Origin of the sequence: Vibrio sp. zbq_1, from assembly GCF_043102935.1 — a bacterium.
Lineage (GTDB): Bacteria > Pseudomonadota > Gammaproteobacteria > Enterobacterales > Vibrionaceae > Vibrio > Vibrio parahaemolyticus.
This window is the reverse complement of sequence record NZ_JBICJH010000036.1, coordinates 31,475-47,602: the sequence shown is the minus strand read 5'-3', so window position 1 is coordinate 47,602 and position 16,128 is coordinate 31,475. Positions and strand designations below refer to the sequence as shown.

At 39.1% G+C, this 16,128-nt stretch carries 12 protein-coding genes and 5 pseudogenes; 9 read left to right on the top strand and 8 right to left on the bottom strand.

The annotated features are described in order from the left end of the window. Positions 1 to 80 precede the first annotated feature (80 nt). The 3 genes from ACF8CV_RS16805 (at position 81) to ACF8CV_RS16795 (ending at position 3,443) form a co-directional block, all read left to right on the top strand. The gene (locus tag ACF8CV_RS16805) at positions 81 to 779 is read left to right on the top strand and encodes a family 16 glycosylhydrolase (protein ID WP_080101933.1); all 699 of its coding nucleotides are present in this window, start codon (positions 81 to 83) and stop codon (positions 777 to 779) included. Positions 780 to 826: 47 nt separating this feature from the next. Then, positions 827 to 2,089 carry a putative glycoside hydrolase gene (locus ACF8CV_RS16800; protein ID WP_023584758.1) on the top strand — a complete coding sequence of 421 codons (1,263 nt, stop codon included), beginning with the start codon at positions 827 to 829 and terminating at the stop codon, positions 2,087 to 2,089. 193 nt (positions 2,090 to 2,282) lie between these two features. After that, complete coding sequence (locus ACF8CV_RS16795; RefSeq protein WP_023584759.1) at positions 2,283 to 3,443, top strand: glycoside hydrolase family 5 protein; 1,161 nt, start codon at positions 2,283 to 2,285, stop codon at positions 3,441 to 3,443. A 323-nt stretch (positions 3,444 to 3,766) separates the two neighbouring features. On the opposite strand, the gene ACF8CV_RS16790 is transcribed toward ACF8CV_RS16795, so the two are convergent. The 3 genes and pseudogenes from ACF8CV_RS16790 to ACF8CV_RS16780 form a co-directional block, all read right to left on the bottom strand. Further along, entirely contained in the window at positions 3,767 to 4,084 is a 318-nt protein-coding gene (locus ACF8CV_RS16790; RefSeq protein WP_023584760.1) for a hypothetical protein, read from the bottom strand. 133 nt (positions 4,085 to 4,217) lie between these two features. Further along, positions 4,218 to 4,340, bottom strand: a pseudogene (locus ACF8CV_RS16785) (hypothetical protein); the annotation flags it as partial. 194 nt (positions 4,341 to 4,534) lie between these two features. Next, positions 4,535 to 4,723, bottom strand: a pseudogene (locus tag ACF8CV_RS16780) (IS66 family insertion sequence element accessory protein TnpB); the annotation flags it as partial. Between the two features lie 176 nt (positions 4,724 to 4,899). On the opposite strand from ACF8CV_RS16780, the pseudogene ACF8CV_RS16775 reads away from it, so the two are divergent. The 6 genes and pseudogenes from ACF8CV_RS16775 to ACF8CV_RS16750 form a co-directional block, all read left to right on the top strand. Further along, positions 4,900 to 5,184: pseudogene (locus ACF8CV_RS16775) on the top strand (ISNCY family transposase); the annotation flags it as partial. A 511-nt stretch (positions 5,185 to 5,695) separates the two neighbouring features. Continuing rightward, positions 5,696 to 6,521, top strand: a pseudogene (locus ACF8CV_RS16770) (IS5 family transposase). A gap of 303 nt (positions 6,522 to 6,824) precedes the next feature. Then, positions 6,825 to 9,443 (top strand): hypothetical protein, encoded by a 2,619-nt coding sequence (locus ACF8CV_RS16765; RefSeq protein ID WP_023584765.1) that lies wholly within the window; start codon positions 6,825 to 6,827, stop codon positions 9,441 to 9,443. A 28-nt stretch (positions 9,444 to 9,471) separates the two neighbouring features. Then, positions 9,472 to 9,705, top strand: coding sequence for a hypothetical protein (locus tag ACF8CV_RS16760; RefSeq protein WP_023584766.1), 234 nt, complete (start codon positions 9,472 to 9,474; stop codon positions 9,703 to 9,705). Between the two features lie 414 nt (positions 9,706 to 10,119). Next, positions 10,120 to 10,560, top strand: a complete 441-nt coding sequence (locus ACF8CV_RS16755; protein ID WP_023584767.1) for a hypothetical protein — start codon at positions 10,120 to 10,122, stop codon at positions 10,558 to 10,560. Between the two features lie 61 nt (positions 10,561 to 10,621). Further along, positions 10,622 to 10,996 (top strand): hypothetical protein, encoded by a 375-nt coding sequence (locus ACF8CV_RS16750; protein WP_023584768.1) that lies wholly within the window; start codon positions 10,622 to 10,624, stop codon positions 10,994 to 10,996. Positions 10,997 to 11,162: 166 nt separating this feature from the next. On the opposite strand, the pseudogene ACF8CV_RS16745 reads toward ACF8CV_RS16750, so the two are convergent. From ACF8CV_RS16745 to ACF8CV_RS16725, 5 genes and pseudogenes are all read right to left on the bottom strand, one after another. Further along, a pseudogene (locus tag ACF8CV_RS16745) lies at positions 11,163 to 12,210 on the bottom strand (IS481 family transposase). 173 nt (positions 12,211 to 12,383) lie between these two features. Next, the gene (locus ACF8CV_RS16740; RefSeq protein WP_023584772.1) at positions 12,384 to 12,641 is read right to left on the bottom strand and encodes a helix-turn-helix domain-containing protein; all 258 of its coding nucleotides are present in this window, start codon (positions 12,639 to 12,641) and stop codon (positions 12,384 to 12,386) included. A 261-nt stretch (positions 12,642 to 12,902) separates the two neighbouring features. Beyond that, entirely contained in the window at positions 12,903 to 13,139 is a 237-nt protein-coding gene (locus tag ACF8CV_RS16735; RefSeq protein ID WP_023584773.1) for a hypothetical protein, read from the bottom strand. A gap of 307 nt (positions 13,140 to 13,446) precedes the next feature. Beyond that, the gene (locus ACF8CV_RS16730; protein ID WP_023584774.1) at positions 13,447 to 14,952 is read right to left on the bottom strand and encodes a relaxase/mobilization nuclease domain-containing protein; all 1,506 of its coding nucleotides are present in this window, start codon (positions 14,950 to 14,952) and stop codon (positions 13,447 to 13,449) included. Positions 14,953 to 15,040: 88 nt separating this feature from the next. Beyond that, positions 15,041 to 15,793: a hypothetical protein gene (locus ACF8CV_RS16725; RefSeq protein ID WP_023584775.1), complete on the bottom strand. Its 753-nt coding sequence runs from the start codon at positions 15,791 to 15,793 to the stop codon at positions 15,041 to 15,043. Between the last annotated feature and the right edge of the window lie 335 nt (positions 15,794 to 16,128).

The following is a 16,128-nucleotide window of genomic DNA, read 5'->3' as shown; positions in this document are numbered from 1 at the left end:
GATTTTGCTGTTCATACTTTGTTCTCGAAATCTAAGAATGTATACGTCAGGTATATATAACCCTAGTTAAGAGGTTAAAAATGAACACAATTCTACGACGCTGTAGTTATGCATTGCTACTCAATACTTTATGTGTTTCTTACAGTTTTGCTTTGGATTGGAGCGGAATGAACTGGCTTGTCTCAGATGGTTGGAGAAATGGTGGAAGCGAGTTCGATTGTACATGGCAATCACAAAATGTTTGGCGTGAAGCTGATTTATTGATTATGCATGCAAAAACAGAGTCTTATGGTAAAAGTTGCTCTGAAATTAGGACTTACCAATACGTTCGTCGTGGGCGTTATGAAGTAGAAATGCAAGCGGGGGCTGTACCCGGAACTATCAGTTCATTTTTTACTTATGCGGGAGAATCCGGAACTGACAGCCATTATGAAGTTGATATTGAACTGATGGGAGGAACGAATTTATTACACACGAATGTATGGATAGAAGGTCGTCAATCTCCTGTGGATATCGACTTAGGTCAATATGGGATGTCTATTTGGAGCATGGAGAAATATGCATTCACAATCGACGAATATGGTGTGACATGGGAAGTTTTCAGTCGATATCATAATCAGTGGGTTCAAGTACGAAGAGCCAATAAAACAGTCTCAGGTTATATGCAAATATTTATTAATAATTGGATAAGTGCTAATCCACAGTTTCCACCTAGTTATTATAACGGCTATCCCGTTTATGCAAAATATCGAACAGTTAGATTTTCTCCTTATGAGTAATTTATTAAAGGTTTATATGTACCAATTAACGAGAGTGTAGAGTTATCATGAAAAAAATAAGTAAAAAATTTATCCTTTTACCATTAATACCGATGGCTGTGGCTATTTCTGGATGTCATTCTGATAATGACGATAATCAAGCAGATGTTTCGGGCGGTGATGATCTCAAACTATTTGGCGTAGATGCAATGGCTGGCATATCTCCGTGGATTCAGTCTGAGAACGATGGATGGAAGGTCGTTGAAGTCAGCGAGACCCAAGCTAGCTTGGCAGATATCAATGCTGTGCTGATCAATAATAATGGTGAAAGTGATACCGCAGATATCCAAGTTACAGGTACTGGAAGTCACTTATTCATGCTTAAGTCCGAAGCAGCAACGGATCTAAGCGGTTATCAGACTGGTTATCTAGAGTTTAAAGTTCGCGCGAAAAGTGATTCACCTGAATCAATGGTGGTTTCGATTGATAATGAGTGGCCAAACAGAAGCAGCCTCGAGTTGAGTAATCCGCTAATAGGAAGCGGAGAATGGGAAACGCTTAGCGTTCCAGTGACATGTTTGAAACCTTTCGATGGCGCTACTGCGGTCGATTTTACACAAGTGGGCACCCCTTTCCATCTGGATGTAAAAGAGTCATTTGACTTCGAAGTTACCGATGTCACTTATCGATTAACTACAGATCAAGAAACCGTCGTGGACGCTGATAGCTGTGCTTCGACTTCTGATAGTAACAGTGATAGCGATGGTGACAGTAATAATGATGTGGAGCTTGGTGTGAACAATGCTCCGGCTCTTAATAGTGGAGACGCTGCACTATATTACTCAGGTGATATTAGCCAGGCTCAAGATTATTCGTCTGCTTACCCATTAAATAGTTTCGGTTTTGTCGTGACAGAGGAAAACCAAGTTGTGAATGTCTCATCTTCAGAGAATGGCGGTGTATTCCTCGGAAATGACGATTCTGATATGGATTTCTCTGCTTACCAAGACGATCTTGTTAGTCTCGATTTGAAAGTAAAAAGCTACGGAGAAACGAATGGCCTTCAGATTCGCATGGATGGAGTGACTGAAGATTTCGGCCTGTTCTTTACCGTGGATAACGTAATAGTGCCAAGCGATGATGAGTGGTACCGCTGCCAGATTCCTGTTGCATCAATCATTCCTCAAAGCAATTTAACTCAAGTAAAAAAAGCAATCTATATTTCTGGACCGTGGGACAGCATGAACAATCTGGAGTTCTCCTTTGCAAATGTTTCAATCGAAGGTAAAGGTGACAGCTATGATCCTTCGTCTCCTTGCAGAAAATTATAGCGATTAAGCCGTTCTGCATCGAATCAGGGTAAACCAATATTGCCATCTCATTCCTATGAGTGAGGTGGCTTTGTAATGTACACAAATTCATAAATAGCAGTTTAGAGCTGCTTGTAGATATAAAAAGTTTATTTAATGGTTGCCAATTGGAATGACATTTCATAGCTATTGAGTTTTAAAGGAATAGTGTTTTATGTTTCGTGAGATAAAAGTAACAAGCGTGGCAATGTTAAGTCTCATCACGTTGATGGGCTGTGGCTCGGGTAGCAGCGATAAAGGTGAACAATCGGTTGTTCTAGATAGTCGTTATTACACAGATATGTATCATTGGAATGACAGCAAAGGGCTTAACGTTACTGCGCTTGGCCGTGGTATCAATATGGGGAATTATCTTGAGTCGCCCACTTATGAAGGGGAGTGGAATAATAACCTGACGATTCAGGCCAGTGACTTTAGAAACATCAGCCAAACTGGCTTTTCAAGTGTACGGATCCCTGTTCGCTGGAGTGCACATTCGTTGATTAATGATCCTAATACTATCGATGACGCTTTCTTGTCACGTGTGCAAGAAGTGGTTGATCAAGCTATTCAGGAAGACTTAAAAGTAATCATCAATACTCACCATTTTGACGAACTATTTTACGATGATAAAGATTTTGACTATCAACGTTCACGACTATTGAAGTTTTGGAACCAACTATCTAAGCGTTTTCCTATAAGCCAATATAATCAAGACCAACTGATTTTTGAGTTTCTTAATGAACCCCATGAAAATGTCACCGTTAAGGAATGGAATAGTTTAATTTCAGATCTCACCGATATCGTTTGGAATGCAAATGCTGTTACTCAAAACAACGCACTTGGCCAACGCAAAGTCATGATTGGGCCTGCAGATTGGGGTGGGGTATCTAAGCTACCTTATTTGGAACTGCCTAAATCATCTAATCCCGATAATACAATCATTACGGTGCATTTCTACGAACCGTTTCAATTCACTCATCAGGGGGCTTCTTGGGTAGATGGGGCCGATGCATGGATTGGGACACGTTGGTTGGCGACAGAGTCGCAGCAGAAAGTACTGCTCGATTACTTAAATATTGTGGATACATGGAATGCTGAACCTGGCCATGGATTTGAAATTAACATTGGTGAGTTTGGTGTCTACAGTCAATACTCTGCGCGAGAAGATCAACGCGCTTGGACAGCATTCATTACCAGAGAAGCTGAAAAGAAAGGGTATAGCTGGAACTACTGGGAGTACAGCTCTGGTTTTGGTGCTTACGATCCATATACTGAACAATGGCGAAAAGCGCTAGTTGAAGGACTTATACCTAAAAACGCAGATAGCGATTAAATGAGGCAACCAAGTTAATGTACCTACATCTTTAAAAACTTGCTTGTATCGGCACCTTGATGTTTTAAACGAGGGAACTAATACAACTAAAGTGTAAGCGCTCATTACTCTGCATAACTAATAGTCCAACCACAACGACCTAGTCTTTAACTAAGTTCCAAGGTAGTCGCGCCTCTATTTGCTCAAGGGGTCAAGTCCGTTCAACTTAGCAGACTGCGCTCGCTTTCGCACCTTATAAAGCATCTGCGAACAACCATGCTTTTCGACTCGCCACGAAGAGTCGAAAAGCATTTTCAGTCATGATGTTACTGATACGCAGCTCATCAGTTTACGAGGTAAATCTCTAGATAGTAGCTACGAGGTATAGAAGTGTTGTTCTTGTTCTTGTTCTGATCTTGATTGTCCTTTTCATGCTGCTCAACTTTCGGGTCAGTACAGAGCTCCGCTTCATCGAACAACAGGGGCTGGTCAACATTGCTTTTCTCACTGCTCGGCATGAAGCGTTTAATTTTAAGGTGGCATACCACCTCTTCTAACACATCGATACGAGCAGACTGAGATTGCAGGCGTGTTTCTTTGTTGATTAGCAGAGCTTTCAGTCGCTCAATTTCAGCTACTAAATGGTTGGTTGAAAAAGTCACAGTAAAATCACTTTAAATGCCTTATGGGAACATGGTTTATTGTACCAAAAATAGTCGATTAACTCGCTAAAACAATTGCTCATATCCCAACTTTTTAAGCTTTTGCATCAAGGAGATACCGTAAGCCCATTTGTCAGCTTGCCAATGAGGGAGACCAACTCATCAGTGTGCTTTGGCCATTTGAATTTATCTTCGGCAGCGATTTGTAATAAAGCACAAAGCCGCTGTCCTCCCAGGAGAGGTACTTAATTTTATTGCGCTGTTTATTAGCTCACCGCCAAACGGATTGTGGTCTAGCTCTAGCTCAACGAGTGTTTAACCCTCGGTGCTACTTGCGAAAATCAATCGGGTTATGGTAGAGGTAGACTTTCGGTAGCGAGAATGCGGGTCTTAACGTAGGCTGATGCATTATCTCATACACCCTATGAGTTCCACAGCAACATGAGCGTTTCATTCATCAATGTCCTCAGCTTGAGCACCGCTTGGTCGTGTGACAGTGAGCGATGAACTGATATGCTCGGTGACGGTTTCAACTTGTGCGAGAGCGAACTTGGAGGTGACTGACTTAGTCACTGAGTTTGTGCGGTTGAATATACGCTTCCAATAATTGAATTGAGATTGGTCTGTAGTGGTTCGGCAGTATTCAGCTTGCTAGAGGTTAGTGGTTTGCCAAGACTCGACATGATGCTGCCAAGTTTGTTGTAGAGATGACATAAAAGCCTCCATAGGTAATGACGCAGAGAATTAAGCTCTTACCGTTGGGATAGTTGAATGGATTAGTATTGCTTGAACAGGTTTTCCATTCTTGCTAGGAATTTAAGGCCCTGTATGTGGATAGGGCGGGTGTTTTCGCTGGTCCTAAACGCAGCAACTTCTCACAAATGCCGCGAGCCTGTGAAGAGCTGGGAATTGAGATTATCTTCGCTAACTCCCCTCAAGGCAAAGGGCGTATTGAACGCTCCTTCGATACCTTCCATGACCGCCTGATACCGGAATTACGGCTGAATAACATTGCGGATATGGACAGCGCTAACCGCTACTTACAGGAAGAGTTCATTCCCAATTACTGGGTGAAAAATGTCATCGTTCAGCCTAAGAATTAACGCTCTGCGTTCAAGTGTTTACCCCCTGACACAGGGGGGCTAACTCGATTTGCTGTCGTTATAGTTTTTATCCAACATCATATTTCAATTCTAGTTGTGCTGATTCCTTCTGGTGTTTTTTGTGTTTTTAAGCTGTTCTAAAAAGTGTAAGTGTGGAAGTGCTCTCAGCCCTTGTGCTATAAGGCTTTAGGTGCGACAGGAAAAATATTATTTCATATAAGAAAAAGAGAAAAAGTTGTCGCACCCAAAAGAGGAGTGAATAGAAGTGTTAACTGTAAAGCAGTTAACTTTTCCTATTCTGTTTGTTTTCTTTATTTTAAGTAACTATTCACAAATGGTTTATATTTATTTTTAATGAATTTGGGAAATGGCTTTTATCCATTTTTAAGTTCTAATTTGCCTTTAAGCCATGTAATGTAAGGGCTGAGGGGTTTTGTTGCGTAAATCGATGGAACGAAACCAACAGCTTACGACCTGATCGGCTACATTCATTCAAGTCTGTTGTTTCATGCCAAAACCACGTTACAAAATAAGCAACTGGAAACAAAACAACCAATCTCTAATCAACCGTGGTCCTCTGACGTTTTGGATTGACGAAGAAGCGATGAGTTCGTGGAAGCAAGAGAAACAGCACAAGTCAGTGATTCAGCCATCGCAACCGCTTTGATGGTAAAGCATATTTTTTCAATGCCACTTCGTGCTTCACAAGGATTTATTGATTCCGTCTTTCGACCTGCTCTGGTTCCACTGCGTTCCCCATGCTACAGCTGTATCAGCCGCCGAGTCAAAGAGGTTGATGTGAGTTTTAAAACGAAAAGCAAAGGACCGCAGCACCTCGCTATCCGATGCTAAAGGTCTCAAGATTTATGGTGAGGGCGAGTAGGAGGTCAAAAAACATGGCACCGATGGCAAACGCAGAGTGTGGCGCAAGTTACATATCGTAGTGGATACAAGTAGTCACGAAATTATTGCCGCCGAACTGAGTTTATCAACGGTCACTGATGCAGAAGTATTGCCACGCGGCAATCCGTATTAGGCGAGTCGTTGCTCTTATCCCTCCAAGAGAGGAAGCAGCATTCTGGGAACGAGGCCATCCAAGAAACTTAGCGGTTGACTGTCAAAAGTTATACGATTCGAACAAGTATTGGAAAGAGCGATATGGCTATCACAAACACTCGCTATCTGAAACAGCGATGTATCGTGTGAAGCAGTTACTTGGAGGACGATTAAGCCTACGGCATTACAACGCACAAGTTGATGAAACCTACTCAATGGTCAAAGTGTTGAATAAGCTTACTGGGCTTGGTATGCCTAAAACTTTGTGTGTTGGTTGATGCTCACCTGAAATAGGACGATTCAGCTTCAAAAGTGAATTACGCAACATAGCTCATGTCTTTACGTGAATAAAAACAAAAGAGAAAACACAGATAGGGCAAGCAAACATGCAAAGCATTTTGCACTGAATATAAAAAAGATGCTAGATATAAATATATTAAAAGCTTTGAGGGAAATAATATTACCCACATGGTTTTCACTAAATATAAAAATCAAACAATATTATAACCTTGTTGTAATGCGAACTTTGTTCGTGCAAAATTATAAAAATAAAGATAATTATAAATATACAAAGGCTTAATATGTACACTCCATTAAAAAATAATGATGATACTATCGTTACTATTATAGTGACAGATAATGCAAATCAAGATGCTATAGACAGCATTATAAAAAACACAAATCACAAGCTGGTCAGTACAAGCTCAGAGTGCTTATCACCAACAGTAGCTACGATGAAATCAGCCAAGTTAAAGGTTTCTTTAGTTGCTTTTGATTTTTCAATGATGAATGTGCATAGTGTTGTTGAAACATGTATGTATAATAAAGTTGAGATCAAAGATGTAAACAGCAACAGGATTATTAAAAGAAAAGAATATGGTATTTTATCTGATGTTCATCTTCTTGCAGATTTCTACGATGAATTCTCAACTGACAAAAACCTTAGCATTCTTGCTAATGCTATTCGTTCTCTAGTTCCTGTCCATGCTTCAGTTAATGAAGCAATATCTATGCTTTCTTCCATTGCTGATATTCCATTACAAATCGCAGAAAAAAAACTTAATGCATCAATTTCTACGATTCGTAACGTGGTTAACTCAACAACAAATCTTAATTACTCAACCAAGCTTTCTTCAAAAGAAGAGATGTACGTGAAGGTGTTCAATCGTGCGAATGAAAACGTTGATACTATCGAGTTAATCAAAGCCCAGACTGGTGCTAACAAAACCACTTACGCACAAAAGCTGTGTCGCCTCGCGTACAGCAAACAAGTGAAGAGCTGTTCTATAACAACACTAAGAAGTGTTGCTGAACAGTACGCACCTAAAAAAGCTAAGACAGTTGTCGCTCACAGCGAAGAGAGCATCTCTGCATTCGAACAAGCTGATCACTTTAGCTGCACTATGCACTCTCTTCTAAAAGACCATGTTTTCGAATTCGTTAAAAATTGCGGCTACTTCATCTTTGACGAGTGTGAGAAAAACATTCAAGCGCTATTTGAAGAAAGTAATAGTGCTGAAGTTGAGTTTTTGAACCAGAAGCAAAAAGAAACTATTCGTACGCGCTTAACTGAACTTTTCGAAAAGAAGCAAGCTAGAGTCGTTGCGATGGACGCAGATGCTAGCGATGCCATTTCGCTTAGTTTTCTCAGATCATTTGGTAAAAAGGTCAGCGCTTATGATTTAAACTACAGTGAGCCGACTCCTCCTTCGCACGCAAAAACAAGCAAAGGTACTGAATCTGCATTACAGCTTTTAGAACTGGCAAGACCGTTCATTAAATCATCAGGCACTTGTCAGCAAAATCCATATTCATCAATCACAACACAAATCGATGACATAGACATGATGGAGGCACGTCTAATTGAGAAAAAGCTAATTGATGATAACGAAAACATGTTTATTGCTTCAGATAATAAAAGGGAAGCCATCAACATGTTGAAAGACTCTGGGTACGTAAAGAAATCTGGTTTCGTTGATGAAAAGGCGGCGCTAAAAGCGAGAATTCTTTTGGTTCATGCGGACAATAAAGGACAAAATGAGCAGAAAGCATTCCTTAAAAATCCAAATACTGAAATTGTGAAATACAAAACAGTGATCGTAACCCCGTGTGTGCGCGAAGGGTTCAACATAACTGCTAACTACTGCAACACTGTTATCGTTCTATGTCATGGCATCTTGCTTCCGATGCCCCTAGTACAAATTAGCAGAAGACTACGCACAGCAACCAACATCATTTTTGCTCTTGATACAGACAAAAAACCATCGTTTGGATTTTCAAATTACTTAGAATATGCAGCATCACTTGAAGAAAGACTGGAAGCTGAGTTCGCTAAACGAAGAGATGTATTGCTAAGTGATTTAGCTTTATCTCTTACGCTAACTCTAGAAAACCTCGGCTTTAATCATCAAGCTCCAACTCGTTACAGCGAAGATGAAAAAGCACTGATTAAGAAAGAGCAGAACTCTGTTAAAAAAGCTAACAAGAAGTTCATGCAAGAAGCAATTGCTAGTGCTGAATGTATTGATAGTGAAGCAGCTAAGAGATTAAAGCAAAGCACCTGTAAATCTGAAGAAACTACTATGTCAGTAGAAAAGAAAAAGGTTGCTGACAAGCTAGCTATTGATGTCAAAGATGTAGATATCAAAGCAGTTAAGTTCGCTGAGAAATTCAAGAAAGACCATGCAGTTAAAGTTGCCGAAATCATTGCTGACAAGGTTACTGTCAAAGCGATGTATGATGTTAAACAAACTATAAAGCAAAAGAATATCGCAGAAGCAATGCAAATCTTTATAGATTCATTGAAGGGCAATATCACTGATGTTGGAGGTAATGAAATCGAACTAGATTTAACGACAGAGTTTGTAATCGCTGATGCAGTTGAAGTGTACAGCTATCTTCATGCCAACAAAGCTAAGTTCAATAAAGCATTTTCTCAGAAAGACAAGATACGAATCACTGAATCAAAAGTAAAAGCTAATGATAAAGCCATTGCTGAGAAGCGCTTGAGAGCTTTGCTTAAAGCGCTCGGTATAGACAGTCCTCGTTTCGGAAGTACTAACAATAAACGTTACAAGCACTGTTTACATCCACTTGCAGTACCTTCCCTGAAAGCGCTGGGTGTGCTTGAGAAAGAACCGTCAAGCGAGTTCAAAAGTCTTGAGCAATACGAAGAAGTACTAGTAGATCTATATAAATAAAATAATAATAAAAATAGGAATCAATAAAATGAGAAAAGTAAAAGAACTAATGAAAACTTCCCTGTTGACGGGGGAGGACGTATCAAAACTAATGATCGATGAGGGCATGGTTTATCGTGACAGAGCATCTACAACAATGCTCAGCAAGTTGCTCTATTGTACTCCGCGCAACGCGCAGAAAATAATTAAATATGGTTTTAAAGACAGCGGAACTCAAGCTTTATTCTATCTGCAAATGGAAATAGCATGTTCGGATAAATAGTTCTAAAAATAAACTTACAATGTCTTGGTTTTAATATTATAATCATAGACAAGGAATTAAGCTTTCTTGTTTATAGTTATCTTATCAACCCCAGTAACACTGGTTTTTTTCTGCCCTGACCTTCTCACTACTGGTCGGGGCATTTTTATCTTAAATAAATTATCTGTTTTAGTTGCATGAGTTTAAATAAGATAATTGACATCAAATAGCCATTTTGTCTTTTTATCTTCTTTGTGTATTGTTTTAAGGAAAACAAGAAAATCATCAAAGCAGGAAATCTAAAGAAATATTTATTTTATGTGTAGTTTAAAAAATTACAAATTAAATTAATATGTTTTATTTGGAAATTTATATTTTCAATTACAAAATAAACTCTTATAATGAAGAAATAAAATAATAAAAAAGGTTTGAATTATGGTTTACGAAGCAATAGATTTACTTTACAAACAACAAGCTGAATTACAAACGCAACAGCAAGCTCAGCTAGATAGAGTTGAGGCATTAACTAGTACTTTTGACGACAAGTTTAAAGTAGAGATTGAAGTCGGAAAGATTCATGCGTGGGGCAGTTCGAACAGAAATATAGATATAAAAGTAAGATCATTAAAGACGGGTGAAACATTAGCTGTTGCTTCTGTGAATGCATTGAGAGATAACTACAGAGAACCGTTTAGTTGCCCGGCAAATACGGACAGGCTCTTAATGGGTGGGTTAAGCAGGCACGCACCAAAAATCATGCATGATTTTAATGAGTACATGAAAGAGAAAAATATGAACATAGCTTTTAAAAAGTACCTGCTCAACAAAACTGATGAGTACTTGGAAAAGAAGCACAATGAAAAAGTCATGCACTAATAAAAATAAGAAGTGAGAAAACACTCAAACTTAAAGCTATAATAAAAAGAGAATTAAAAACGTGGAAAAACTAATTGAATTTTTAATAGACAGAAAGCTTGAAGAAGAAACGTATGATAGCGGCATCACAGGTACGTTCTACTACAGAGCTACTGATCTAAATGCATACAAAGTTATCGACAGTGAAGAGATTGTGATTTTAGCTGAAAGTTACGAGTTAGCAGAGGCGTGGTCTAATGATGAAAAACTGATGGCTTACAAGCTTTTTGAAAATGAAGCTGAATACGATGAGTTTATTGAAGAATGCAAGGAAGGGCTGCATTACGGCGATCTTGACTTCACATCTAGATTATTTCATGAGCTTAATAGTGTATATGAAGATGATCTCAATAGATATATAGATCGTTATGATTTGTGGGATCACATAAGCGATTAGACAAAGTAGAACCAAAAGCCACGATGGAGCTTTTTTTATTTCTATTCAAATTTGATGTCTTGATTTCTTTAAATAATATAAATTTATTGTAATTAAAATAGCATTTAATTGTACTAATTCAGACCTGATCTGACAGTTACCCATTTTTGATTCGGTGCCTGTCAGATTATATCTGGGCTAGATTCTTTTCAGCCCAGATTGGTTTCCCATCTTCTAATGTATCTATTGGCGTTCTGCCACAGCACATTTTTCCTTGATGAGTACGATGATTGTAGTAGTAGTCCATCCATTCCTCCAGATCTTTATGTAACTCTTCCATTGAGCTATATAGTTTCTTTCTGAAGGTGACTTGGTAAAACTCATTTAATATCGTCTAGTGGAAGCGTTCGCAAATGCCGTTCGTTTGCGGCTGTCATTGCTTTGGTTTTCGTATGATCGATATCGTTTATAGCGAGGTAAAGCTGATAGTCATGTTGCTCAACTAGGCCACAGTATTCGGTACCTCTGTCAATAAGTATTCGCAGCATTCAGCATTGGTAGCTCGTGCGCTTCGAAGAACGGCAACACTTTGTCATTTAGCATATCTGCTGCGGTAATAGGCGTTTTCGTGTTATAGAGCTTAGCAAAAGCGACTTTACTGTAGGTATCGACAAAGGTTTGTTGGTAGATGCGTCCAACTCCCTTCAAGTTGCCTACATAGAAGGTATCCTGAGAGCCCAAGTAGCCTGGATGAGCCGTTTCTATCTCACCGCAGGCTTCATCGTCATGTTTTTTACTCTCTAGAGCTGCAACTTGCTCATCCGTTAAAATGATGCCGTTCTCATTGACCTGTTTCTCTAAAGCAATAAGTCGCTTTTTGAAGTTCTCAAGATCGTTTCTAAGCCAGATTGAGCGGACACCACTTGGAGAGATAAACACGCCAAGCTTTCGCAGCTCATTGCTTGTTCTCACTTGACCATGTGCGGGGAAATCAATCGCGTACTGTAAACCGCTTGTTCAGTTTCATTGTCGACGCGATTTTTAAGGTTTGGTGCTTTTCGATTTTGGTTAATCAATGCGTCAACACCACCTGTTTCAACCAACTCTTGATAGCGGTAGAAAGTGTCTCTTGATACGCCCATAACCTTACAAGCTCTTGATACATTGCCAAGTTCTTCTGCAAGATTGAGAAGACCAGCTTTGTGTTTGATGATTGGATTGCTAGTATGAAGCATGAGAGTTACCCCTTAGTTTCCTTGGTTTCGGATTAAGCACCTTTAATCAAAGAATCAAAGCGGGTAACTCTCTTCATTTCAAATTGAAGTGTCAGATCTAGTCGGAGCTAATACAGTTGATTCTATATTTTTATTTGATTTGTACTCATTCCCACGCGTGGGAATGACTTGACTCACCATTTCTCTTCGCTCCCACTGTCGGCTTTCAGCTCGATACTTTCTCCTTTTGGCACTATATGCACTTCCAGATTTAGCGATGATAAGATGCGAAACAATGTCTGAATCCTAGTCGTTTCTGGATTAATCTCAAACTTGGAAATAGTGTCTTGTTTTAGACCTACAGGGTCGGCAGCCTTAGCTTGCGAGAGATTCTTGTGTTTTCTTTCATCACGTAGATGTATTGCTAATTGTCTTGGCGATGGTATCAACATAACAATTTCTCATTTTTTACCCTCTATAGAGGGTAGTTATGGTTTTACCCTCAGTCAAGGGTAAGAAGGAAAGGCAGCCTTGGGGCTGTTTGCTTCTATTTTCGTTAAGTATGCGATTAGATTTTGAGCATCTTCGCCAGCTTTCTTCGATTTAGGCGTGTAATCGAAAGGCGTTAAAGTGCTTGCGTAAGGTGTAAATCTTTTTAAGCTTGATGCATCAGAGATTGATGTAATGCTTTTTCTTTTCGCTCTTGTAGCTTGTTAATTGTTGCTGTTGCCTGAGCTGAACACGTAGTCATTAAATAGAACGGCTGGGAACTTCGCCGCATCCAGTTTAGTTTTTATTCTGTATAGTACTTGATGTAGCTCTTGAGCTTCTTCAGCATTAATTTCATCTTCACTTTCTAGTTCGTCAAACATCTCTAGAGCTTCATGCAGTTTCACAGAAATTGCGCAAAGATAATGTTTTTTCATTGATAACAACACATTGTCTTTCATGTCGTTCCTCTTTGCGGTACTTCTTATATAACTCGTTAGCTGGTCTAAAGTGAGACATGATCCCGTCAAGGTTGTGCTCAGTAATTTCGTAATTTCCAGATTTCGCAATAAGGTGTTTTATAGATCGCGGAGAGGAGAGGGCAGTGCTCGGTAGCTTTATTAATGTTACATGTGTCGCGTTGCCGCTACCATTTATTAACTCAGGGTCTCGGACAATAATGTAAAGCATCTTGTCACTTTTGTTTTTTTGAAATCACGGTAGAGGGGATTTTTTCTGCTTTGTAGGAACTGTAACGTTATCAATTAATTAATATGTATTTTCAGCGATATATTTTGATTTCTTCTTGATGTTACGTCTTCTATTCCGCTTTTTGTTGTCAGCAAAAATACCTTCGTTTTCATAAGCTTTTTCTATTTGTTCAATGGCTTGGTTAATTACTAGCTCTTGATCTTCATGTGTCGCAACAGGGGTTGCTTTCAATCCCCAGTGGTTCTGCTTGCTTAGTTCAAACAAGATTAGAAGCTGATGATAGAAGAATTTACTTAGCGTCTTAGATGCTGAGTATATGCCTCTCTCTTGTTCGTAAATTGCGTGAACGAAAGCTTTGTCGCGTTTGTTGATGCGTTTACCATGATACATCCAAAAATCTATCGCATCTTCCATTGCTTTTTGATGTTGCTTTTTGCATGAGATAATGAAGCAGTTAAGCATGTGCTTATCCCACTCTTCAGCTTGCTTCTTTACTTTATCAGCATGTGCTTCAGCGTCTTTTCTTACTGTTTCAAATCTTTGCTCTGCAAAATCTTTTTGCGATTCAAACATTTCTCTAAGATCATAATTTTCGACTTGTGACTCGTCATAGCTACTTATAATGTTTGCATCACTTTTCAGGACACCAGATTTTATCAAGCCGCCGAGGGTGAACTTGTTACCGCTCCTGAGCTTAGAAGCTGGTATGATGAAGTCATTGTATTTGTAAACAAGACCAACGAATTTTTCGTTGCTTCTGTCTTCTTTAAGTATTATCTCAACGCCGTTTCTTAGCAGTGCTATTTGATAAAGAGCTAAGCTCGCTTGAGTGGTGTGCTCATCGTTTACACCTAGTTTCTTTAGCATGTTTGCCCTAGCTTGCACTAGCGATGGTAGCTCTTTGATGCTTGATTCAACTAAGCGTCTTACCATCAGCTTGACTGAGTGAGAGTACTTGTCAGAAACGACCGCTTCGCCCCTTGCTAGTATCTCTGATGAGTTTTCTAGTTGTCTTAAACCGAATTCCTTTTCTTGTTCACGCATGATTTCTTGTGCAGCTTCAACAGCCATCCAATTGCTGATGACTTTGTTTGTTTCTAGGTCTTGTGTTGATGCTGTTATGTGTACGTGCTGTGAATCAGTATCTGCGTGCCTAAACGCGATGTAGCGTGCGTTTTCGTAACCTAGGTGATTCATAGTCTTTCTTACTGTTTTACGCCACTGCTTGTCTGTGAGGTACTCTCCTTCGTCTATAGAGATGACAAAGTGGCGGAAAGGGTGCTTGACTGTCGGGTTGTGCTTATAGCTGCTTTGCAGTTCAGTGATAGCATCGTGCCAGTCCGCACCTGTAGCCAGCTCACCCATACTAACTGGAATGGATTCGATTTCATTAGCACAGATGAAGAATGAGTGACCCTCCGATGCAGGAGCATGTTTTGTTTTACCTGCACCGTATTTAACCAGGTTATCTGCGTCTTTTTGTTTAGCGCCGTACTCGATGAGGTTCTGTGCGTCTTTGGCTGTCTGTTGACTTCTTGTGCATTCTAATTCTGTAAATATCATTTTATTGTCTCTTTATTATTATTGTGAGTGAGAAAGTAATAAGTAATGTAGATAAGCCCTCCTTATATTTAAGGAGGGAATTCAGGCTTTATAATTCAGCTTCTTCTAGTATCTTTTGTTTGCATAGCTCATCCAATTGACGCGAAGATAAGTATTTTAAAGCTAGTACTTTAGCTGTTGCTGATGAATGAGAGTCTATTGCTAGCTTGCGCGTAGTATCAATGCTTTCCTTAAGTTCTTTAATGCATTTGCTTAGTTTAGCTATCTTAGCGCTGTCAGCATCTTCAATGTCTTCTGCAAGCACCTGAAGTGATTTTGATAGCTCTTTGGTTTCTTTAAAGTACTTCAAATAATCTTCGTCATTGTTAGGACGTGGTTCGACTTGGTTCAAAGCTACATCTCTAAGAAAAGCAGCGTTAGAGCGATAGTTGTGACTTTTCTTGCTGGTTATGAAACGTTTGTACTGCTCTACAGTTATGTGTGTTTTTAATGCAATATTGTATAAGTCTTTAGTTTTTTTACGCTCTTCTTTGAAGCCGTTTTCTACAGCGTCCAGGATGCGAAGTGATTCAGTAACAGCATCATCGTTAAAGCTATCTGCATTATTTTTAGCGTAAATACTTTTTACAATGCAATTACAAAAACGCGCATGAGAACTTAGCGTAATTTTAGATGTGCTTGAAAATTGTGGAAGTAGGGAAGGTACAACAACTTGTAATTCTTCTAAGCTGTAATCTGTTTTCTCAATAAGCGCTCTTAGTTTATCTTTATTTTCTCTTTTAGTTTCGATTACTATTTCTCTTATTGTATTATTTAATTCTTCTTTTAATGATAAGTTCATTTTATTATTTTATTTTTATTATCTTATTTATCTAGTAAGCAACAGTGTGCGACTTAGCGATAACTGCGAAGCATGTTAGCGCAACCGACTGAAGGGGAGGCTAAAGCTACAAACGAACCATTTGGAACAAATGGGGAAGAGCAGTATCCGCTTGTTACTGTTTTTGTTCTATTTGTTTTTATTATAACAATATAATTTATGATATTAAATGTGCTTATTTAAAATAAACGAAATATATTATTGTATAATACGGAGTTCAACAGAGGAATACGATAAGGAATTTGTCGCATGCGACAGGGAAAGTGCACGTTACAACATCGAAAATGCCGTTTGCG